The organism is Geodermatophilaceae bacterium NBWT11, from assembly GCA_014218215.1.
Classification (GTDB): Bacteria; Actinomycetota; Actinomycetes; order Mycobacteriales; family Geodermatophilaceae; genus Klenkia.
Genome location: CP043652.1, coordinates 3,763,865 through 3,785,190, shown reverse-complemented (window position 1 = coordinate 3,785,190; position 21,326 = coordinate 3,763,865). Strand labels below are relative to the sequence as shown.

The window sequence follows — 21,326 nt, the reverse complement described above, 5'->3', positions numbered from 1 at the left end:
GGGGGTCACGCCGCCTCCTGCGCGACGGTCTGCAGGAAGGCGGTGAGGTCGGCGTGGTCCCCGGCCGGGTGCAGGGCCGATCCCGGGGCCGACGCCCCCTGCACGAACGCCGCCGGGCGGCCGGCGACGAGCCGGGCGGCCCGGGCGGTGAGCAGTCCCGGGACGGTCGCGTGCTCGGCCGAGCCGACGGCCAGCCGGGCCGGCCAGCTGCCCAGGTCGGCGGTGCTGTGCAGGACGCGCGGCCCGGCCCACCGCTCCGCCAACCGCCAGTCCGGGGCCGCGAGCCGGCGCAGCACCGACCGCGGCACCGGGGCCGCCAACAGGGTCGCGGCGCGGGCGAGCACCAGGCCCACCGGGGCGGGCACCCCCCAGGCCCGGGCGGTGCCGACCACCCGGGACCAGTCGACCGGGCGGTCCTGCACCGACAGCGTCACGTCCAGCAGCCAGGACACCCGGGTCGCCCCGGCCAGCGCGGCGTGCAGGCAGACGTGCACGAGGGCGTCGTCGGGCTGCAGCGCGGGCACCGGACGGCCGGCGAGCTGCACCGGCGAGGCCCGGTCGAGCAGGTCCGTGGTGGACACGGTGGTGCGGCGTCGTCGGCCGGCCCGGTTGACCAGCGTCCAGTGCAGGTCCAGCACGGTGCCGAACCGGCCGCGGACGGCGACCTCGCCGGGCAGCTCGCGGCGCAGCAGCGCGAAGTTGCGGGTCAGCATTGCGCCGCCGGCGCCCTCGAAGGCGTCGAGTGCCGCGGCGAGCCGGTCGGGGGCGACGAGCAGGTCCAGGTCCAGGGCGGCCCGGTCGGCCCCGGCCCGGGCGTGCACCGCGGTCAGCACCGGGCCCTTGAGGCAGGCCCACCGGACGCCGGCCGCGTCCAGGGCGGCGCCGGCGACGGTGAGGTCGGCGTCGGTCTGCAGCTGCGCCCGGCGCGCCCGGTCCCGGCGGGCCCAGGCCTCGGCAAGCAGCGCCCCCGGCACACCGGGCACGTCGGGGCCGTGCGCGGCGAGCAGCAGCCAGGCCCGGTGGTGGGCGACCGCGGCGCGCAGCGCCCCGTCGTCCCCCCGCCAGGCCGGTGGCGGCGCGTCGTGCCCGGCCGCCCGCCGGGCGGCCCAGAGCACCACGGCGCCCGGGCTGCTCGGCCGCGGCCCGGGCACGGCGGCGGTCAGCCGGCCCGGCGGCCGAGGGCGCGGTACGCCCAGCCCGCGGCCTCCCAGGCGTCCCGGTCCAGGGCCTGCCGGCCGTCCAGCACCCGCTTCTTCGCCACCACCGTGCCGAACGCGACCGGGTCGAGCTCGCGGAACTGCTTCCACTCGGTCAGCAGCAGCACCGCGTCGGCGCGCTCGGCGGCCTCCTCGGCGGTGTCCACCACGTCCAGCTGCGGCCACGACCGGCGGATGTTGTCCCCCGCGGCCGGGTCGGTCACCCGCACCGAGGCCCCCTGCAGCTGCAGCTGGGCGGCCACGTTGAGCGCGGGTGAGTCCCGGATGTCGTCGGAGTCGGGCTTGAACGCGGCCCCGAGGACGGCGATGCGCTTGCCGACCAGCGACCCGTCGCACACCTCCCGCGCCAGGTCCACCATCCGGATCCGGCGGCGCATGTTGATGTTGTCGACCTCGCGCAGGAACGTCAGCGCCTGGTCCGCACCCAGCTCCCCGGCCCGGGCCATGAACGCCCGGATGTCCTTGGGCAGGCACCCACCGCCGAAGCCCAGCCCGGCGTTGAGGAACTTGCGGCCGATCCGGTCGTCGTAGCCGATCGCGTCGGCCAGCTGCTTCACGTCCGCGCCCGTCGCCTCGCACAGCTCGGCCATCGCGTTGATGAAGGAGATCTTCGTGGCCAGGAACGAGTTCGCCGCGGTCTTCACCATCTCCGCGGTGGCGTAGTCGGTGACCACCTGCGGTGTCCCGGCGGCCACGATCGTGGCGTACACCTCGTCCAGCACCGCCCGGGCCCGGTCGCCGTCGGCACCGGCCGGCACGCCGTAGACCAGCCGGTCCGGGTGCAGGGTGTCCTGGACGGCGAACCCCTCGCGCAGGAACTCCGGGTTCCACACCAGCGTCGCCCCGGGCACCTTGCCCTCGACCAGCTCGGCCAGCCGCGCCGCCGTCCCCACCGGCACGGTGGACTTGCCCACCACCAGGTCCCCGGGCTCCAGCACCGCCAGCAACGCCTCGGTCGCGGCCTCCACGTACCGCAGGTCCGCGGCGTACTCCCCGCGCTTCTGCGGGGTCCCCACGCACACGAAGTGCACGGCCGACCCCGCCGCGTCGGCCATGTCGGAGGAGAACCGGAGCCGGCCCGAGGCCAACGACCGGCCCAGCAGCTCCTCGAACCCGGGCTCGTGGAACGGGGCCTTCCCGGCGGCCAACAGCTGCGCCTTGGGCACGTCGACCTCGATGCCGACCACGTCGTGGCCCAACTCGGCCATGGACGCCGCGTGCACCGCGCCCAGGTAACCGCAACCGATCACGGAGAGCTTCATGTGTCCTCGTCCTCGCAGGGGGTGGTGTGGTGAGTCTGTCGTGCGGGGGTTCAGTAGGCCCCGGAGCCGCGGACGACGGCGCCCACGGTCTTCCAGAGGATCATCAGGTCGAACATCAGCGACCAGTTCTCCACGTACCGGACGTCGATGCGCACCGAGTCGTCCCACGACAGGTCCGATCGTCCACTGATCTGCCAGAGCCCGGTGATGCCGGGCTTGACCAGGAACCGTCGGTGCATGTCGAAGCCGTACTTCTCGACCTCGGAGGGCAGCGGCGGGCGCGGCCCGACCAGCGACATCTGGCCCCCGAGCACGTTGAGCAGCTGGGGCAGCTCGTCCAGCGAGTAGCGCCGCAGGACCCGGCCCACCCGGGTGACGCGCGGGTCCCCGCGCATCTTGAACAGCACGCCGTTGCCCTCGCTGGCGGCCTGCAGCACGTCCAGGCGTGCCTCGGCGTCCACGACCATGCTGCGGAACTTGAGCATCGAGAAGGTGCGGCCGTCCTGACCGACCCGCTGCTGCCGGTAGAACACCGGGCCCGGGCTGGTGAGCGCGACCGCCGCGGCGACGGCGAGCAGGGCCGGGGAGCCCAGCAGCAGCACCACCAGCGCCACGGTGCGGTCGACGGCCACCTTGGTCAGCCGCCGGACACCGCGCAGCTCGGGGCGCTCGACGTGCATGAGCGGCAGCCCGCAGACCGGCCGGATGTTCACCCGGGGGCCGACGATCTCGGTGACCGCGGGGGCCAGCAGCAGCTCGGCGCGGGTCTTCTCCAAGTCCCAGCCCAGCCGGCGCAGCGCGCCGCCGTCGAGCTCGGGGCTGGGCAGCACCGCGACGGTGTCCACCTCGTAGCGCTCGACCACGGCGACCACCTCGTCGAGCCCGCCGAGCACCGGCAACCCGTCGAAGGCGCTGACCGGTCCGGACCCGGGCAGGCAGCAGCCGACCACGTCGTAGCCCTGGTAGCGCTCCCGGTCGATCTGCTCGTGCAGCGCGGCCACCCCGGCCCGGTGCCCGACCAGCAGGGTGGTCTGCAGGTAGCGGCCGCGGTCGCGCTGTCCGTGCAGCCAGCTGCGCACCGAGTACCGGACGACGAGGGTCAGCACGGTGGCCAGCGGGATGGCGACGACGACGAAGCCGCGGGCGACCTCCAGCCGGAACGCCCAGGACACGGTGGCCACCCCGGCCAGCAGCACCAGCGCGGCCACGAAGACCCGCCGGAACTCCTCCGCGCCGGCCCAGAGGAAGCGCTCCTCGTAGCTGCGGGACAGCAGCATGGCGACCATCCAGGCGAACGGGAGCACCAGCACCGACCAGGTCGGGGCCGCGGTGACCAGTCCGGCGACCGTGGGGTCGAAGCGCACCGCGTGCCCGACGACCGCGCCGACGGCGGCGCAGAGCAGGTCGGCGGCGACCAGGCTGCGCACGTAGCGGGCCCGCCAGGCGCGGCGCGCCTCGGTGCCCGACCCCCGGGTGCGACCCACCCGCCAGCGGCGGGCGGCAGCGGCGAACGCCGGGTCCGGGGTGGCCGTGCGGCCTGGGGTGGTGCTGCGGGTCGTCGTCACAGAGTCCTCCGTCGGTGGGTCGTCCCCCGTTGCCGATCCCCCGTGACGGTGCCGACGACGCTGTGCGGCTCCCCCACCCTGGACCACCGGGGACGGGAAGAGAACAGGTGCATGGTGAACGCTGTGTCACAGTTCGAACACTGTCCGGAGTCGAGGATCACGACGTCCGCCGTCCGCGGAGCACGCCGACCAGCTCGCGCAGGGTGCCGCGGAAGAGCACCGCACCCGCGGCGAGGTACAGCCCGACGGCCAGCACGCCACCGCCCAGCACGACGCCGACCCGCGGCCAGGTGCCCTCCCACGTCGGCAGCACCGCCAGCAGCCCGGTGAGCACCCCGAACACGAGCAGCCCCGCGGCGGCCGGGGCGAGCCACTGCCGCAGGTAGGCCCACACCGGCAGGCCCAGGGCGCGGTGCAGGGCGCGCAGGCGCAGCGGCCAGACCAGGTACTGGCGCACGGTCACCGCGACCGCCACGGCGAGGATGCCGAACGGCACGGCCACCACGACGGCGACCACGCCCACCACGCACTGCACCGCGGTGACCAGCAGCGCCAGCTTGGAACGGCCGACCGCGATGAGCGCGGTGCGGTCGAACACGAGCACGCTGTTGAGCGCCCCCATGGCGCAGAGCACCTGGGTGATCAGCACGCTGGGGCCCCACTGGTCGCCGAACACCAGCGGGACGACGACGGGCGCCAGGGCGGCGAACGTGGCGTAGGTGAGCACCCCGATCGCCGCCGAGGCCCCGGTGAGGGAGAGGAAGGCCCGGCGGAAGCGCGGCGCGTCGTCCTGCACCCGGGACAACGCGGTGAGCGAGACGCTCTGGATCACCGCGGTCTGGACGTCGGACAGGATGCTGATGATCCGGGTGCCGATGTAGTAGTAGCCCAGGGCCGCGGGGCTGATCACCGCGCCGATGACGAACTTGTCGGCCTGGGCGTTGAGGAACGCGAAGAGCTGGATGCCGATCACGCTGGTGCCCACCCCGCGCAGGTCCCGCACGGCGGCGCGGCTGACCCGCAGCCGCGGGCGCCAGGGCAGCACGGTCCACAGCACCAGGACGCCGACGACCGCCGAGGTCAGGCTCTGGGCCACGATCGCCCACACCCCGGCACCGAGCACCGCGGCGACCACGCCGACCACCCCGCCGAGCAGGTTCGCGGTCACCCGCCGCTGGGTGAGCCGCTTGAAGCCGAAGTCGCGCTGCAGCAGCGCGGCCGGGGTGAGGCTGAGCGCGGACAGCACGAGCGTCAGGCACAGCACCTGCAGCACCGGGGCCAGCTGCGGGGCGTCCAGTGCCGCGGCGATCGGCCCGGCGCAGGCGGCCAGGGCCGCGGCCAGGACGACGGCGCTGCCCAGCGACACCCAGAACGCAGCCTCGGGGTGCTCCCGGTCCAGGTCGCGGCGCTGGACGAGGGCGTCGGAGAACCCCTGCTCGGCGAGCACCTGGAACAGCGCCACGAAGGTCGCGGCCAGCGCGGCCACACCGATCTCGGCCGGGTCGAGCAGCCGGCCGATGACGGCGAAGACCAGCAGCGAGGCCAGCCGGTTGACCCACTTGTCGGCGGCGACCCACAGGGCGGAGGTGACCGTCCGGCCCCGGAGGTCCCCGGGCGGCACGGGTGCGGTCCCCACGCCGGTCACGCGGCGGGCTCCTCGGCCCGGGCCGCCCGCCGGCGGCGGCGCCGGCCGCGCACCCGCACCGCGGCGAGCACCAGCCGGTCCAGCAGCACCGCGGCCAGCACGGCGACCACCAGCCCGGCCAGCGCGAGGCCGACCACCGAGCGCAGCCGGTCGGGGTAGTCGCGCAGCGGGTAGTCCGCCGGGGAGCCCACGGCGGTGGTGAACAGCTGGTCGGCCGGGGCACCGGCCTCCAGCTGCACCCGCTCGACCACGGTGCCGGCGCCGTCGACGAGGGCGACCATCAGGTCGGTGGCGCCCTCCGGGGTGTCGCTGACCGTGGTCAGCCCGACCAGCTGCGCGGCCTGGGAGTCCCACAGCGCGCTGGCCCGGCCGGACCCGCCGGTGAGCACCTCGTCCTGGACGGTGGCGGTGTTCAGCGCGTCGGCGAGCACCGCGGCCAGCGTGGAGCCACCGGTCTGGGCGTTGAACGGGTTGGTGGTCAGGCCACCGCTGCCCGAGGTGGGCAGCCGGGCGGCGACCAGCGACGGGGAGGGCAGCACCACCAGCGAGGCGGTGACGGTGTACTCGGGTCGGGACTCGCGGTGGGCCTGCACGGCACCGGCCGCGGCCAGCGCCAGGACCACGACGAGCACGTACCAGCGTCGGGCGCACGCGCGCAGGACGTCGGAGAAGGTCACAGGTCCCCTGCCTTCGGGATCGGAGTGGGGGGTGCGGGATCGGGGATGGGTCCCCAGGAGCTGCGGACGACGACGGAGGTCAGCCCGACCAGGACGAAGACCAGCAGCGCGCTCTGCTGGAAGGCGAGGGTGTCGAAGGTGTAGGCGGCCACCCCGGAGGCGACCAGGCCGGCGAGCAGGGCCCCGGCGAGGCTGGCGCGCTCGTCGTCCCGGGGCCGTCGGCGGGCCGCGACCACCGCGCAGACCGAGGGGACCAGGAGCAGGGCGAGGAACCCGAGCACCGACACCACCCCGCCGCGCACCAGGAAGCCCAGCCACTGGTTGTCCAGCACGCCGTCCCCGCTGGTGAGCACACCGCCCAGCCAGGGGCTCTCGGCGAACACCCGCTGGACACCGACGTAGTCGGCGAGCCGGCCGGAGATGCTGTCGTCGGCGGCCGCGGCGTCGGTGGCCACCCCGCTGAACAGCTCGACGAAGGCGTCGACCACCCGCGGGACGGCGAGCACCGCGAGCGCGGGGGCCAGCAGCGCCCCGGCCAGCACCGACCACCGCTGGGCCCGGGTGGCGAAGGGCACGTAGAGCAGCAGCCCGACCGCGATGCACAGCAGCCCGGAGCGGCTCAGCGCGAACGGGGTCGCCAGGGCGATCACCCCGGCCGCCGCGGCGCTGGCCACCCGCCGGCCGGGGGTGGTGGCGAAGCGGGCCAGGTGGATCGCCAGGGGCAGGGTGACGGCCAGGCAGACGGCGAACTCGATGGGGTGCGAGGTGGTGCCCAGCACCCGGACGAAGTCCAGCCGCTCGCGCAGCACCCCGGGGTTGGAGGTGAACGCCATGCCGGGGACCCGGACCACGTCGGCCCAGGACAGGTCGGCCCCGACCGCCTGGACGAGGCCGACGCCGGCGTTGAGCACGCTGCCGGCCAGCAGCCAGCCCAGCAGGCGCCGGGCCCCGGCGAGGTCGGTGACCGCGACCGCGACGAGCAGGGCGATGCCGACGCCGGCGGTGAGCACCAGCGCGTAACGCAGGCTGGTCGCCGCGGCCGTGGCACTGAGGGTCCGGCCGGCCTCGACGCCGTAGGAGAACAGCGCCTGGGCCAGGAAGAGCAGCAGCAGGACGACGACCGGGTCGACCCGGCGCGGGGTGGCCGGACGGCTCCGCCCGCGGACCAGGCCCAGGGCGACCAGGGCGAGCGCGGCGAAGCCGAGCAGCCGCCCCGGGGACCCGTTGGACTTCAGCGGGCCGGCCAGCACCACCTCGCTGGGGAAGACGAACAGCAGCGCGCAGAACACCGCGGCCAGCGCCGCGGGCGGGCCGGCGCCCGGCGGCGGGGTGAGCCGGTCCTCCAGCGAGCGCCGGTGACTGCCCCGGGCGCGGCGGGTCGGGGCCGGCAGGAGCGCGGTCACTCCCGCGGCCCCGCGACCCAGGGGGAGTCGGCGGACAGGAACCGGCCGTACCGGCCGACCTCGATGTCCCGGCGGATGACCACCGCCGGGTTGCCGGCCACGATCGTGCCCGGCGGCACGTCCTTGGTCACCACGGCGCCGGCGGCCACGATGCTGCCGTCGCCGACGGTCACCCCGGGCAGCAGCATGCTGCGGGCGCCGACGAAGCAGTTGCGGCCCACGACGGTGTCGGCCTTGATCCCGCGGGTGCGGTCGTGGCAGAGCACGGTGGCCCCGATCGCGACGTAGCTGTCCGGGCCGACGTGCACCCCGCGCGGGTAGGTGCGGTCGAAGTAGGCCGACAGGGAGAACATCGCCGTGGGGTCGATGTGCATCCCCCAGACGCGGTTGTAGTACTGCCGCTTGGCCCCCTGCAGGGCGGAGCGGAGCAGGCGCAGCCGGTTGAGGCTTCTCACTGGGGCACTCCTCGGTCGGGGGTGGAGGTGCTGCGGCGGCGGAGCAGGGCGGTGTCCAGGGCGACGGCGACGGTGACCGCGGCCAGTCCCCCGGCGGCGACCACGACGACGGCCATCCGGGTGCGGGCGGGCCGGTCGAGACCGGGTGCGTCCGGGCCGGACCCGGAGACGGCGAGGAAGGCGGCGTCGGCACCGACGCCCTGCCGGTCCTGGAGGTCGGCCAGCGCCGCGCGGGCGGCGTCCCGGGCCGCGGCCAGGGCGGTCCGGGCACCGGCCGGGTCGGCCGCGGTGGCCGAGAGCAGCACCAGGCTGGGCCGCAGACCGTCCCAGCTGGCCGAGGTCGTGGCGCCGGCGGGCAGGTCCATCCCGCGGTCGCCGACGTCGACGGTGCGGCTGACCAGCAGGGCCAGGGTGGCCGGGGAGCCGAACGGGTTGGTGTCGCCCGGTCCGTCCTCGCCGACGGCGGGGTCGCGGGCCACGGCCAGCCCCGGTGAGGGGACGACGACCAGCGTCGCGGTCGCCGTCCAGGACGGCTGGGCGCCCTGGGCCAGGTGTCCGGCGAGCAGCACGAAGAGCGGGACGACGACCAACAGCACGTACCAGCGCCGCAGACAGCCGGCCACCACCTCGGTCAGGTCCACCGGGTCACCACCGACCGTCGTCGGACCGACACGGAGTGCAAGGTCACACCCGGGAGGCCCTCGGGCGTGCCACCGTCGACCGGGTGCTGAGCCTCCGCCGCGCCGTGGCCCTCCTCGCCGCGCCGACGACCGTGCTGCTGCTGGCCGGGTGCGCCGCCGGTACCGACACCGACTACGTCCGGCCCACCGCGTCGGCCGCGGTCGGCGAGCCGGACGACACGCAGCCGCCGGGGCCGGACAACACCGGTGTGCCCGCCGGTGTCACGCTGCGACCCAGCGGCGACCTGGTCCTCACCGAGGCCGGCGAGGTCGTCGACGGGCTGGACGTGGACGGCTGCGTGCAGGTGCTCGCCTCCGACGTGACCATCCAGAACACCCGCATCCGGTGCGGCGACCCGGAGACCGCCAACGTCGTCCAGGTCGGCGACGGGGTGACCGGACTGCTGGTGCGCGACACCGAGATCGACGGCCTGGGCACCGCGGACATCGGGGTGGGCTGGAACGACTACACGTTGCTGCGGGTCGAGGTCCACGGCACCAACGACGGCGTCCGGCTCGGTGACGACGTGACCGTCGAGCGCTCCTGGATCCACGACATGACCCGCCAGGGCGACCTGCACCCCGACTGCGTGCAGGCCACCCAGGGCAGCGACATCGTCGTCCGCGGCAACACCCTGGACGTCTACGCCCGCGACACCGGCGACCTGAACAACGCCGCGGTGATGCTGGGCAGCGAGACCGGCTCCCGCCGCCTGGAGCGGGTGCTGGTCGAGGGCAACTGGTTCAACGGCGGCAACTACACCGTCAACGTCCGGCAGGACGCGACCCTGGACGACGTGGTCTTCCGGGACAACGTCTACGGACCGGACAGCCGCTACGGCCCGGCCCAGGCCCCGGCCGGTGTGCTGTTCGAGGGCGAGTCCATGGCCGGGTCCGGGGAGGACTGGACGCTGAACGAGGTCGGCTGAGCTCACGCCGTCACCGGGGTCAGCTCGAGGTCGGCGTCCACGTCGGCCGGCACCGGCGCCCAGCCGCTGCGCCACTCGGACCGGCGGGACCACGCCGCCCGCCACACCCGGTCGGCCACCGGCCGTCGCCCCTCCAGCAGGGCGCGCAGCCCCACCCCGGTGTGCAGCAGCAGCGTGGAGACCGCCCGGCGCACCGCGCGCGGGTGCCGGGCGTGCAGCGTGGCCTTGCCGCGCAGCACCATCACCGTCTTCCCGGCCGAGGACGACGACGCCCCGCCGGCGTGGGTGGCCACCACGATCGGCAGGAAGGAACGCCGGGACCCCAGCTCGCCGGCCCGGGTGCTCAGGTCGACGTCCTCGCCGTACATGAAGTAGCGCGGGTCGAAGCCGCCGAGCGCGTCGTAGAGCGACGCGCGGACCAGCAGCACGCAGCCCGACACCACCCCGATGTCGCGCTCGGAGTCCCGGGCCCAGCCGTGCAGGTCGAAGGTGTTGGCCCAGGCCGAGCGGGGGAACGCCGTGGACAGGCCCGTGCCGAAGCAGACCTCGCTCCACAGCGTCGGGCGGCCCAGCGCCGAGTAGGGGTCCAGCGAGCCGTCCGGGCGCTCCAGGCGACCGGTGACGATGCCCCGGCGCGGGTCGGCGTCCAGGTGGGCGACCAGGGCCTCCAGGGCACCCGGTCGCAGCAGCGCGTCGGGGTTGAGCAGCAGCAGGAGCTCGCCGGTGAGGAGCCGGCGGGCCCGGTTGGCGGCCCGGCCGAACCCGGTGTTGACCTCCGAGCGCAGCGCAGTCACCCGGTCCAGGTGCGGGCGCAGCGCCGGGGCCAGCGGCGGGTCCGAGGCGTTGTCGACCACGACCACCTGCACCTCGGGCGGCAGCACCTCGGCGACCGTGGTGAGGCAGCGGTCCAGCCACTCCGGCGATCCGTAGCCGACCACCAGCACGCTGACCCGGGACGGGTCGAGGGCGCTCACGCGGCGACCCGGGAGGACTCGTCCCGGCTCCACACCGCGGTGCGGCCGCGCCGCACCCGCACCCACGCCGCGACCCGGACCAGCACCGAGACCCCCACGAAGACCAGCCGGTCACCGACGGCGACACCGGGGGTGGCGAGCAGACCGCGCACCCCGCGCGGCCCCTCACCGTCCGCCAGCGCCACACCCGCCGACCCCGACTCCAGCTGCACGTTGCCCGCCCGCACCCGCACCAGCCGGCGGAGCAGGTCGGCCAGCCCGCGTGGCGGGTGCGTGGTGAACCCGACGGCGGCGGTGGCCCGCTCGGCCGGTGCGAACACCCGCCGGGCCCAGAGGTCGTCGGCCACCACCGGCGGGAACGGGGCCAGCCGCCGGTGCCCGGCGGCCGAGACCGCGAAGACCCCCGAGCCGACGTACCGGTCCTGCAGCACCGGCAGTGCCGCCCAGACCCGGGTGTAGGCGCGCACCCACACCGAGCAGCCGGTCAGGTCCGGGGTGGGCCGGGCACCGGCGACCTGCACCGTGTCGCCGGTCAGCTGCCCGACGACGGCCCGGGCCGCGGCGGTGCCCAGCTCGACGTCGGCGTCCAGGTAGACCCGCGGGAAGGCGGCCGCGGCGTCGTCCCCGGCGTTGAGCGCACCGGTCTTGCCGGCGGCCGGCAGCTCCAGCACCGTGACGTCGGGCCCGTGCCGGCGGGCCCGGGAAGCGGTGTCGTCGGAGCAGCCGTTGGCGACCACCACGACCTCGAACTCCCCGGGTGCCGCGCCCTCGAGCAGGGCGGCCAGGCAGCGGTCGATCACCCGGGCCTCGTCGTGCGCGGGCACGACGACGGAGGCCAGGGGGCGGGGTGCGGTCACGGGGTGCTCTCCTCGGGTGGAACGGGGGGTGTGACGCAGTCGCAACACGACTTCACCCGACCGGGCGGTTACAGAGGGTCTCTGGTGGCTCACCCTCAGCTCATGAGTTCCGGAGCCGGGTCCCACCACCTCTCGTCCCGCACCGTCGGTCGCGGCGCGCGGTGGGCGGGCAGCGCGCTGACCCTGTTGCTGGCCGTCGTCGCCGTGCTGTCGGCGCTGCCGCTGCAGCGGGCCGACGCGGCCTCGATGTGGGTGGCCTACGAGGGCAGGTCGGTCAGCCTGGCGCCGGTCCCGGCCACCCGGGTCGAGCTGACCGCGGTCTCCTCGTCCCGGCTGACCGCGGTGTCCTTCGCGGTCGGGGGCACCGTCGTCGCCAGCACCACGACGGTGCTGGAGAACGCCGGCACCTGGCGGGCGACCGCGACCGTCGACCTCACCGGTCGCTCCGGGTTGACCGTGGTGCGCACCCGCTTCACCAACGGCCCGGTGAGCTCCACGGTGGACAAGACGCTGCGCGCCGTCCCGCCGGCACCGCAGCCGGTCGCACCCCCCACGACCGTCGCCGGCCCGGACACCACCGGCGTGCCCGCCGGGGTGACCCTCACCCCGCAGACCGGGGACCTGCTGATCACCACCAGTGGAACCGTGGTCGACGGGATCGACCTCACCGGCTGCATCACCGTGCGCGCCCACGACGTGGTGATCCGCAACAGCCGGATCACCTGCGGCGGCTCGGCCACCACGATGGTCGTGGCCACCAACGGCAGCTTCCGCAACCTGGTGGTCGAGGACAGCGAGCTCGACGGACTGGGCATCGTCGACATCGGGATCGGCTGGCAGAACTACACGCTGCGCCGGGTGGAGATCCGTGGCACCAACGACGGCGCCCGGGTGGGCAGCAACACCACCGTGGACAGCTCCTGGATCCACGCCATGGTCCGCAAGGGCGCGCTGCACCCCGACGCGGTGCAGAGCACCAGCGGCATCGGCATCCGGATCACGAACAACACCCTCGACCCGCGCAACTACACGACCGGCGACCAGGGCAACGCCTCGGTGATGCTGGGCAGCGAGCTGCGGCCCAACGTGCTGCAGGACGTCGTGGTGTCGGGCAACCGCATGAGCGGGGGCAACTACACGGTCAACGTCCGGGGCGACGCCACGATCGCGGGGGTGACCCTGTCGGGCAACACCTTCACCGCGGACGCGAAGTACGGCCCGGTGCTGGCCCCGGCCTCGGTGACCGTCACCGCCGACAACGTCATGGACGGCACGGGCGCACCGGCCCCGGTGGTCCGCACCGCCTGAGGGCGCTCCTGCGACGGACACCTCAGCCGCCCAACAGCGCGACGTGGCGGCGGGCCCGGTCGGCCCAGGTGTGGCCGGCGGCGAAGTCCCGGCAGCGACCGGTGGTGGCCGGGTCGGCGGCGTCGGCCAGCGCGGCGGCCAGCGCGGCCGGCAGCCCCACGGCGTCGGCCACCAGGTGGACGTGCGGGGCGTCCAGCCAGCGCACGGCGGGCAGGTCCGAGGCCACCACCGGGGTGCCGGCCGCGAGGTACTCCAGCAGCTTGAGCGGGAAGCAGGCCCGGTTGAAGTCGCTCTGCGTGTAGGGCACCAGGGCCACGTCGCAGGCCGCCACCAGGGAGGCCACCACGTCGGGGGTGCGTTCGCCGAGCAGCACCAGCCGGCCGGTGGCGACCAGACAGGCCCACCGGTCCTGCTGGCTGAAGGTGGCCTGCTGCCGGCCGACGACGACGACGGTGACCCCGGCGGCGCAGGTGGCCGCCAGCAGGTCGACGTCGATCCGGTCGCTGACCATCCCGATGAACACCGCCCGGGGCCCGGGCACGGCGGCCAGCAGCGCGGCCACGTCGACCCGCCCGGCACCGGGGTCGCAGCCCGGGGGCACCACGTGCACCTCGGCGGGAGCGCCCATCGCGGCGGCAGCCTCGGCGAGCACCGGGGAGACCACGGCGACCGCGTCGACCCCGCGCAGCAGCTGCCGGCGGTGCCGGGCGATCCGGCCGGCGGCACCGCGGATGAGCGCGGCACCGGCGACGTAGTCGTCCTTGAGCAGCAGCTCCGAGCGCCAGCCGCGCAGCAGCCGCAGGGACACCGGGTGCGCCGAGGTAACGAGCACGCCCGGCACCCCCGGTGCCCGCCGCCCGGCGTGCCGGGCCAGCAGACCGACCCACAGGCCGGTCAGGGTGGCCAGCCCGCGGCGCCGGCCGAAGGGCAGCATGCGGGGGGCCAGCACGGTCACCCCGTCCACCGACCGGCGGTGCGGCGGGGGCGGGCCGGGCTTGCCCAGCCCGAAGACCGGCACCGGCGGGTCGACGTAGACCACGGCACGCTCGGCGGCCAGGGCGCGGGCCAGGCGCTGGTCGTAGAGCTGGTGCCCGGCGTAGGGCGTGGAGGCCAGCAGCACGACGGTGTCCGGGGCGGTGCTCACGCGGCCACCCCCGCACCGACGCCGAGCAACTCCAGCAACGGCCGGTGCCGGGCCCGCCAGGACAGCGCCGCGACGTCGGCGAGCCGGTCGGTCTCGGCCCGGCGGCCCAGGGCCAGCGCGGCCCGGGCGCCCGCGACGTGGTCGCCACCGGGCTCGACCCAGACCACCCGGTCCCCGGCGACGGCACTGCCGGGCAGCCGGGTGGCCACGACGGGGGTGCCCGAGGCCAGGTACTCGTAGAGCTTGAGCGGGGACATCGCCTCGGTGAGCGGGGTGCGGTGGTGGGCCAGGACGCAGACGTCGGCGGTCTGGGCCAGCCGGACCACCTCGGCGCGCGGGCGCGGGCCCAGCAGCTCCACCCCGGGCACCGCGGCCAGCGCCGCTCGGACGTCGGCGTCCACCAGCGGCCCGGCGACGCGGACGGCGAACCCGTCCGCGGCCAGCGCCCGGAAGGCGTCCAGGTCCAGCCGGGCGTCCACCGTGCCCGCGTAGAGGGCGACCGGGGCCCCGTGCGGGGTCCGCTGCGGCGGGGGCGTCGACCAGAGGGCGGCGTCCACCCCGTTGGGCACCACGAGACCGGTCCCGGTGGGGTCGATCCGCTCCAGCAGCACCTCCGAGACGGCGACCACGGCCATCCCGCTGCGGGCGATGGCCCGGTAGGCGGCCAGGGTCTGTGCCCGGTGCGGGGCGTGCGAGGGGATGGCCGACTCGTCGTCCTGGGCGTAGAACACCCGCGTGCCGGCCCACCCGTGGGCGGCGTGCGCGGCGTGCCACAGGTTGAACGTGACCAGCGCCGGACGACGCAGGCCGTGCCAGCGTGCGGCCGCGGCGGTCTGCCGGTCGTACCCGGCGTAGCGGCGGCGCAGCGCGGCCTCGTCCAGCGGCGGCGGCGTGCGCAGGGTGACCGGCCGCACCCCGCGCAGCCCGGGACGGCGGGGGGCCGGACGGTCCCCGGCCAGCCGGCGGCGCACCTGCGAGGCGACCCCGCGGGGGTGGTCGGCGACCAGCACGGTGCCCACCGCGGGCTCGGCCAGCAGCGTGGTCAGGGTCTGGTCCGCGGTGGAGTAGAAGCCGCGGCGCACCGCGTCGGTCCAGGTGTCCGACACCAGGGCGACCACCACGTCGGTGCTCACGCGGCCACCGGCCGGGAGGTGAAGACCCCGGTGTAGGACTCGGCCACCGTGGACCAGTCGCGGCCGGCGAGGTCCGGGGTGGCCGCGGGGTCGCGGCCGGCGGCCGCGGCGAGGGCGTCGGTGAGGTCGGTCGCGGTCAGCGGGTGGGTGAACCCCCGCACCCACTCCTCCCCCACCTCGGCCCGCAGGGCCGCGGTGACCGGGTTCTCCGGCACCAGCACCGGACGGCCCAGGCTCAGGGCGGCGAACACGACGCCGGAGTTGTGGATCTCCCGGTAGGGCAGCACCACGACCGCGGACCCGCCGACCAGCGCGGCCAGCGCGTCGTCGGCGACGAAGCCCAGGTGCGGGGTCACCCGGGGGTCGGCGCCGGCCGCGTCGGTCACCAGCGACCGCATCTCGGCCGACGCGGGCTCCCCGGCCACGACCAGCCGGAGCTGCGGGTCGGTGGTGCCGGCGAAGGCGGTGAGCAGCACGTCGAGGCCCTTGTAGGGGCGGAGGTAGCCGAAGAAGAGCAGGCACCGCGGGTCGGCGGGGGTGCCGGCGTCGCCCAGCTCGGCCCGGTAGTGCCCGTGCGGGATGGTCACCGCGGCCGCGCCGGCGCGCACCGGGGTCTCGTCGGTGAGCCGGACGTGCCAGGTGACGGCCCGGTCCAGCGCGCCCAGCAGGGCCGTCTCGACCGGCCGGCCGCCCTCGTGGGGGGTGGTGTTGTGCACGGTGCGGACGACGACGGGCCGGAGCACCCGGATGCGCACCAGCAGCAGCGCGAACAGCACGGTCCGCAGCACCCGGCGGGGCCGGGACCGGTGCCGGACGAGGTTCTCCGGCCAGTGCACGTGCAGCACGTCCCAGCGGCCGGTCAGCGCCGTCCGGTAGCTGAACGACAGCGGCTGCACCCGGGTCGGGTCGAGCCGGCCGGCGACGTGGTCGGCGTAGCTGAGGTGGGCGCCGCCGAGCAGCACCGACTGCAGCACCCGGACGGGTCGGGGGTCAGACACGGGTCTCCTCCGGGGTGGGCAGGACGAGGGGCAGGGGGGTCGGTGGCGTGCCGTCCGGGGCGGGGAGGGCCAGGGCGGCGAGCAGCCGGGCGGCGACCGCGCGCCAGGTGAACAGCGGTGCGCGGGCCCGGGCCAGGGCACCGAGCCGGGCCGCGACCAGCGGGTCGGCCAGCGCGCGCATCGCGTCGCGGAGCGCGACGTCGTCGGTGGGGTCGACCACCCGCCCGGCGTCCCCGACCAGGTCGGCCGACCCGCCGACGGTGCCGGCGATCGCGGGCAGTCCGGCCGCGAGGGCCTCGGTGAAGACTATCCCGGCCGGCTCGAAGGTCGAGGGCATCACGAAGCAGGTGGCCCGGGCGAACAGGTCGGCCAGCCGGGCCCGGTCGCCGGCGTCGCCGCGGCGGAGCACCCCGTGGGTGCGCACCCCGGGCACGGCCAGCGGCGGGTGGCCGCCGACGACGTCCAGCGTCGCGTCGGGGTGCAGCGCACGGACGGCCTCGAAGGCCCGGACCACCCGGTCGCCGTTCTTGCGCTGCCAGTCCAGCCCCACGAACAGGAAGCGGGGGGTGGACCAGTCGCGGTCGCCGACCGGCACCGGCGCATCGGTCCCGGTGCCGACGACGGCCAGCCGGTCCGCGGGGAGGTCGGCCGCCGCGGCGACGGCGGCAGCAGCCCAGGAGGACTCGGTGCAGCACACCCGGGCAGCCCGGTAGACGGTGCGCTGCAGGGCCGCGCGCCGCTCCACGGTGCCGACGTCGACGCCGGCCCAGTGCCCGTAGCCGTGCGCCCGGGCCTGCCGGACGGTCATGTCGTCGTAGACCGCGACCGGGGCCGTCGTGCGCAGCCGGAAGCCGGCGCCGACCTGCACCCAGGCGTCCACCCGGAGGCCCCGTGCCGCCCGGGTGGAGACGAGGCCGCGGAGCCCGGCGACGGGGGCGCCGTACAGCCCGAGGGAGCCACGGGCGCGCAGCCGGCCGACCGCCCCGACCGCGTCCGGCGCGGGGCTGCCGGTCAGCAGGGCGAGCCCGCGCTCCAGCGCCGCCGGCGGCGCTGCGCGCACGACAGGCACCTGCACACCGAGCGCCCGCAGGCCGGTGACGACGCCGTACGGGGTGCCCGACCGCTCGGCCGGGTCGGTGGCGTCGCCGGTGGCGACCACGCCGACGGTGAGCCCCCCGCCGGTCACCGCCACAGGTCCACCGGGAACGCGGTCCGCAGCGCGGGGTCGAGCACGGCCGGCGGTTCCCCGCCGGCGGCGACGGCCTCGGCGACGGTCGCGGCCGGGGTGAAGCCGTCCCGCCCGCTGCCCAGGTAGTGGTCCTCGTACTTGAACAGCGGCTCGGCCCGGGGCAGCACCAGCCGGGCCGGGACGCCGAGGCTCTCGGCGACCACGATCCCGTGCAGCGAGGAGCCCACGACCAGGGAGCTGGCGGCTATCCGGGCGAGCACCCGGCGGACCGGGGTGCGCGGGTCCAGGAACCCGGGGTGCCGGCGGTACGCCGGGACGTCGTGCAGGTTGGGCAGCACGGTCACCCCGGCCGGTCGGCCGCCGAAGGACTCCCGCGGCCACAGCTCGCCCACCAGCAGGCCGGGGTCGCCGTAGACCTCGGGGGCGTCGATGCCGTGCCGGGCCAGGACCGCCCGGGTGCGCGGGCCGCGGACGGCGCGCACGTCCAGCCGGGTGGCGGTGACCGGCGTGGCCAGGGTCTTGCCGTTGACCCCGGAACCCCAGACGACGTCGCCGTCCCGGGCGAAGTGCAGCACCGAGCCGATCGACAGCAGCCGGGCGTCGGTCACCGGGTGCTCCCGACCGGACCGGCGCAGCAGCTCCCGCACCACGAGCGGGCCGAGCAGGTCACCGAAGTTGTCGACCGGGCGGGTGACCCGGGCCGGCAGCAGCCGGGAGACCCGGCGGCGCGGGTTCCAGTGCACGAGTTCCACCCCGGGGGTGCCCACCGCGGCGCTCACGCGGCGACCGCCATGGCCAGCCGCATCTGCTCGCCGGCGTGCCCCAGTGCGGTGGTCCGCTCCCGCACGGCGGCCAGCAGGGGCGCCCGCTCGGTGGGAGCGGCCGCGAGACCGGCGGTGACGAACGTGACGAGGGTGTCGACGTCCAGGTCGCTGGTGCGCAGCACCCGGTCCCCCCGCCCGACCGAGAGCTGGAAGTCCCGGCACTTGGGCCGGTACTCCAGGGCCAGGGTGGGGATGCCGAGCCGCGCGGCCAGCACCAGGGCGTGCAGCTTCTCCCCCACCACCACCGCGCAGCCGGCCAGCGCGGTGTCCAGCGCGGCCAGCGTCACGGCGTTGGGGCCCTCGACGGGTGTGCCCGCGGCGCGGCACTCGGCGGCGACCCGGGTGAGGTGCGCGTGGTCCTCGGTGGTGGTGGCCAGCAGGGCGACCTGGTGGCCGGCGGCGACGAGCCGGCCGACCGCGGCGACCACGGCGGCCCGGAACGCGGCGTGGTCCCCGCCCCACAGGTCGTCGGTGACCCCGAAGTTGACCCCCACCCGGGTGCCCGCCGTGGTCCCGGTCGCCACGCCGTGGGCCGCCGGGGACTGCGGGGGCAGGGCCAGCGCCGGGTCACCGGTCACCACGGCCTCGATGCCGGTGGAGTCCAGCGTGCCGGCGCTGAGCGGCCCACGGACCCGGACCCGGTCGAACTGGGTGAGCAGCGGGCGCCAGGCCTCGACCTCGGCACCGACCCCCGCCCGGCGCCCCTCCCGGAACCCCAGGTCCTCGACTCCGACGCCCAGCACCACCCGGGGCGCGTCGGGGGCGGCGTGCAGCAGCCGCTCCAGGGTCTCCCGGAAGTGCCCGTTGAGCACCAGCGTGCCGCCGCCCAGGCAGACCACCGAGACCCGTCGCAGGGCGGCGTCGGTGAGCCGGGTCAGCCCCGCGTGGTTGGGCACCTGCACGACGTCCCAGCCCGGCAGCAGCAGCCGGTGCGCGGCGATCATCGCGTCGTCCCCGAGGTTGCCGTTGCCCGACCAGCCGACGTAGGCGACCCGGCGGCGGGCGTCGGCCGGCGGCGGCGGGAACGACCGCCAGACCCGGCCGGTGGCGCGGGCCCCGTGGAAAAGCGCACGGGCGGAGGCAGGCATGAGGAGGCCCTTCGGGTGGGGTCGGTGGGAGACCCGCGGAGCAGGGCGGGAGGGGCCGGCGGGGCACGGCCGGGGCGCGGAGCGGCAGCCGTCGTGGGCGCGGGTCCGGCGGGGTCGTACGGGTCGTGCGGTGTGGGGTGGGTCAGGCCAGCACGAACGGGGCCGCGTCGACGCGACGGCGGACCCGGGTGGCGCTGGCCGCACGGAGCAGCTGGTGGGTGACACCGTCGACCTCGGCGGTGGCGGCCAGGCCGCGCTCACCGAGCATCGCGGCGATCTGCAGCTGGTGGTCGTCGACGTGCTCGCCGAACTCCGGCCGGCGCGGCACGAGCACCGGGAAGCGGCCGGCCTGCAGGGCGGCGAGCGCGCTGCCCGTCCCGGCGTGGGCGACGACGACGTCGGCCTCGCGCATGGCGGCGAACAGCTCGGCGGCGGGCACCCGGGGCCGGGCGTCCACGGGCAGGCCGGTCACGTCGGTGGACCCGGTCTGCCAGAGCACCTCGGCGTCGGCGGGCAGCACGGCCAGCAGCTTCTCGACCAGCCGGCGGAAGCCGAAGGACTCCGAGGTGCCCAGGGAGACGACGATCTTCTGCAGCCGGACGGCGTCGTCGGCCCGCTCGAGCCCGACGCCCTCGTAGCCGTCGAACACCGAGCCGCCGTAGGACCAGTGCCGGTCGGCCCAGGCCTCGTGCTGGGTGAACATGCGGATGCCGGGGACGCGGCGCAGCAGCCGGCCCGACAGGGAGGGACCGTGCACGCGCGTCGCGCTCTCCAGGTAGTAGCAGGGGATGCCGTGCGCGCGGGCGACCGGCAGCACCGAGAGGGCCAGGCTGGCCCCGGTGCTGACCACCGAGGTGATCTGCTCGTCGTGGAACGTGCCGCGCGAGGACCAGGCGTTGTGCAACAGGGCCCCCCAGTCGCGGGTGGGGGCCGGGGCCATCCACTGCACCCGCTCCTCGCTGAGCAGGGAGCGGCTCTGCGCGGTGGGCACGGTCATCCAGAGGCGGTCGTCGGCGACCGGGAGGCGGGGGGCCAGGGTCACCAGCTGCATGAGGTGACCCCCGTCGTTGGCGACCAGCAGAGCGGTCATCGGGCTGTCCTCTCGGGATGGGCGTGGGGCTGTGCGCCTCCCGGGGACGTTCGACGATGAGCGGGTCGGACGGGCGCGGAGGCAGTACACCGTGGAGGGGACCCCCTCTGTCCAGTCCTCACGCAGCTGTGAACAGCCGTCACACGCTGTGGATCTCGTTGCATCGAGAGAGGAACCCGCCGGGATCCGCGCACCCACCTGCGACGTCACCTGGCGGACACGAACGAGCCCGGCCCGACGAGGTCACGCGGTCGTGATGGACATCACACACCGTGATCAGCCGATCACGCACTGTTGAGCACTTGACCACCGTCCGTGGCCGTCCGGGGTCAGCCGGCGGAGCGGGTGAGCCCGTCGCGGAGGGCGGAGGAGAACGACCGGGCCGGCTCCTCGGCGGGCACCTCGGGCCGGCCGACCGGCAGGACGCCGAGCAGCCGCGTGCGCCGGACGACGTGCCCGCGGACGCTGAGGGTGACCCGACGGCGGCCGGCGCCCAGCTCGTGCCAGGACACCACCACGGTCATCTGGGTGGCGAGGGAGCCCGGGTCGACCACGGCGTAGGACACGGAGCCTGCGTTGGCCAGGTCCTCGCGCACCGCGCCGTCGTGCGGCCCGCCGGACAGCGCCCGTCGGCCCGCGGCGCGGATCCCCTGCGGGTCCAGGGCGGTCTCCACCGACCACTCGAGGCCGTCGACTCCCCCGACCACCCCGACGTCCCCCTCACCGCTCACGACCTGCCCACCCCGGGGCTCGGACACACTGACACAGCCGGACAACGAGCCCGCCGCGGATCGGTTCTGGCGGTCCGCGTCGACGGCCGTCGACGGGACGTCGTCGCGCACCGTCGCGGCGTGGTCGGCGGAGGGCGAGCTGTGCGGGGCCATGCCG

The 21,326-nt window shown here is 76.1% G+C and carries 18 protein-coding genes and 1 pseudogene; 1 reads left to right on the top strand and 18 read right to left on the bottom strand.

Features of this window, described 5'->3' with window-relative positions; all coding sequences use genetic code 11:
• Positions 1-5: 5 nt before the first annotated feature.
• The 8 genes from F1C76_18400 to F1C76_18365 all read right to left on the bottom strand — a co-directional run bounded on the left by F1C76_18400 (position 6) and on the right by F1C76_18365 (position 8,865).
• The gene (locus F1C76_18400) at positions 6-1,307 is read right to left on the bottom strand and encodes a nucleotidyltransferase family protein (protein ID QNG38277.1); all 1,302 of its coding nucleotides are present in this window, start codon (positions 1,305-1,307) and stop codon (positions 6-8) included.
• Positions 1,160-2,479: a UDP-glucose/GDP-mannose dehydrogenase family protein gene (locus F1C76_18395; GenBank protein QNG38276.1), complete on the bottom strand. Its 1,320-nt coding sequence runs from the start codon at positions 2,477-2,479 to the stop codon at positions 1,160-1,162. The genes F1C76_18400 and F1C76_18395 overlap by 148 nt, the downstream gene beginning before the upstream one ends.
• Positions 2,480-2,529: 50 nt before the next feature.
• Positions 2,530-4,044: a sugar transferase gene (locus F1C76_18390; protein QNG38275.1), complete on the bottom strand. Its 1,515-nt coding sequence runs from the start codon at positions 4,042-4,044 to the stop codon at positions 2,530-2,532.
• A gap of 157 nt (positions 4,045-4,201) precedes the next feature.
• Positions 4,202-5,689 (bottom strand): lipopolysaccharide biosynthesis protein, encoded by a 1,488-nt coding sequence (locus tag F1C76_18385; protein QNG38274.1) that lies wholly within the window; start codon positions 5,687-5,689, stop codon positions 4,202-4,204.
• Positions 5,686-6,366 (bottom strand): hypothetical protein, encoded by a 681-nt coding sequence (locus tag F1C76_18380; GenBank protein ID QNG38273.1) that lies wholly within the window; start codon positions 6,364-6,366, stop codon positions 5,686-5,688. The genes F1C76_18385 and F1C76_18380 overlap by 4 nt, the downstream gene beginning before the upstream one ends.
• The gene (locus F1C76_18375; protein ID QNG38272.1) at positions 6,363-7,769 is read right to left on the bottom strand and encodes a hypothetical protein; all 1,407 of its coding nucleotides are present in this window, start codon (positions 7,767-7,769) and stop codon (positions 6,363-6,365) included. The genes F1C76_18380 and F1C76_18375 overlap by 4 nt, the downstream gene beginning before the upstream one ends.
• On the bottom strand, positions 7,766-8,224 hold the full coding sequence (locus tag F1C76_18370) for an acyltransferase (protein QNG38271.1): 459 nt from the start codon (positions 8,222-8,224) through the stop codon (positions 7,766-7,768). The genes F1C76_18375 and F1C76_18370 overlap by 4 nt, the downstream gene beginning before the upstream one ends.
• Entirely contained in the window at positions 8,221-8,865 is a 645-nt protein-coding gene (locus tag F1C76_18365) for a hypothetical protein (protein ID QNG38270.1), read from the bottom strand. The genes F1C76_18370 and F1C76_18365 overlap by 4 nt, the downstream gene beginning before the upstream one ends.
• Positions 8,866-8,948: 83 nt before the next feature.
• On the opposite strand from F1C76_18365, the gene F1C76_18360 reads away from it, so the two are divergent.
• Positions 8,949-9,833, top strand: a complete 885-nt coding sequence (locus tag F1C76_18360; GenBank protein QNG38269.1) for a hypothetical protein — start codon at positions 8,949-8,951, stop codon at positions 9,831-9,833.
• A 2-nt stretch (positions 9,834-9,835) separates the two neighbouring features.
• Here the strand turns inward: F1C76_18360 and F1C76_18355 are convergent, their stop codons facing one another.
• From F1C76_18355 to F1C76_18310, 10 genes and pseudogenes are all read right to left on the bottom strand, one after another.
• Positions 9,836-10,873 carry a glycosyltransferase gene (locus F1C76_18355; GenBank protein ID QNG38268.1) on the bottom strand — a complete coding sequence of 346 codons (1,038 nt, stop codon included), beginning with the start codon at positions 10,871-10,873 and terminating at the stop codon, positions 9,836-9,838.
• Positions 10,874-11,304: 431 nt separating this feature from the next.
• Positions 11,305-12,993, bottom strand: a pseudogene (locus tag F1C76_18350) (glycosyltransferase).
• A gap of 1 nt (position 12,994) precedes the next feature.
• Positions 12,995-14,116, bottom strand: a complete 1,122-nt coding sequence (locus tag F1C76_18345) for a glycosyltransferase family 1 protein (GenBank protein QNG38267.1) — start codon at positions 14,114-14,116, stop codon at positions 12,995-12,997.
• Positions 14,113-15,249, bottom strand: coding sequence for a glycosyltransferase family 1 protein (locus tag F1C76_18340; GenBank protein ID QNG38266.1), 1,137 nt, complete (start codon positions 15,247-15,249; stop codon positions 14,113-14,115). Before F1C76_18340 ends, F1C76_18345 begins: the two co-directional genes overlap by 4 nt.
• Positions 15,246-16,388: a glycosyltransferase gene (locus F1C76_18335; protein QNG38265.1), complete on the bottom strand. Its 1,143-nt coding sequence runs from the start codon at positions 16,386-16,388 to the stop codon at positions 15,246-15,248. The genes F1C76_18340 and F1C76_18335 overlap by 4 nt, the downstream gene beginning before the upstream one ends.
• Positions 16,240-17,433, bottom strand: coding sequence for a glycosyltransferase family 4 protein (locus tag F1C76_18330; protein QNG38264.1), 1,194 nt, complete (start codon positions 17,431-17,433; stop codon positions 16,240-16,242). Before F1C76_18330 ends, F1C76_18335 begins: the two co-directional genes overlap by 149 nt.
• Positions 17,430-18,587: a polysaccharide pyruvyl transferase family protein gene (locus F1C76_18325; protein ID QNG38263.1), complete on the bottom strand. Its 1,158-nt coding sequence runs from the start codon at positions 18,585-18,587 to the stop codon at positions 17,430-17,432. Before F1C76_18325 ends, F1C76_18330 begins: the two co-directional genes overlap by 4 nt.
• Positions 18,212-19,348, bottom strand: coding sequence for a polysaccharide pyruvyl transferase family protein (locus tag F1C76_18320; GenBank protein QNG38262.1), 1,137 nt, complete (start codon positions 19,346-19,348; stop codon positions 18,212-18,214). Before F1C76_18320 ends, F1C76_18325 begins: the two co-directional genes overlap by 376 nt.
• 142 nt (positions 19,349-19,490) lie before the next feature.
• Complete coding sequence (locus F1C76_18315) at positions 19,491-20,438, bottom strand: glycosyl transferase family 28 (GenBank protein QNG38261.1); 948 nt, start codon at positions 20,436-20,438, stop codon at positions 19,491-19,493.
• 329 nt (positions 20,439-20,767) lie between these two features.
• On the bottom strand, positions 20,768-21,169 hold the full coding sequence (locus tag F1C76_18310; GenBank protein ID QNG38260.1) for a hypothetical protein: 402 nt from the start codon (positions 21,167-21,169) through the stop codon (positions 20,768-20,770).
• Positions 21,170-21,326 lie beyond the last annotated feature (157 nt).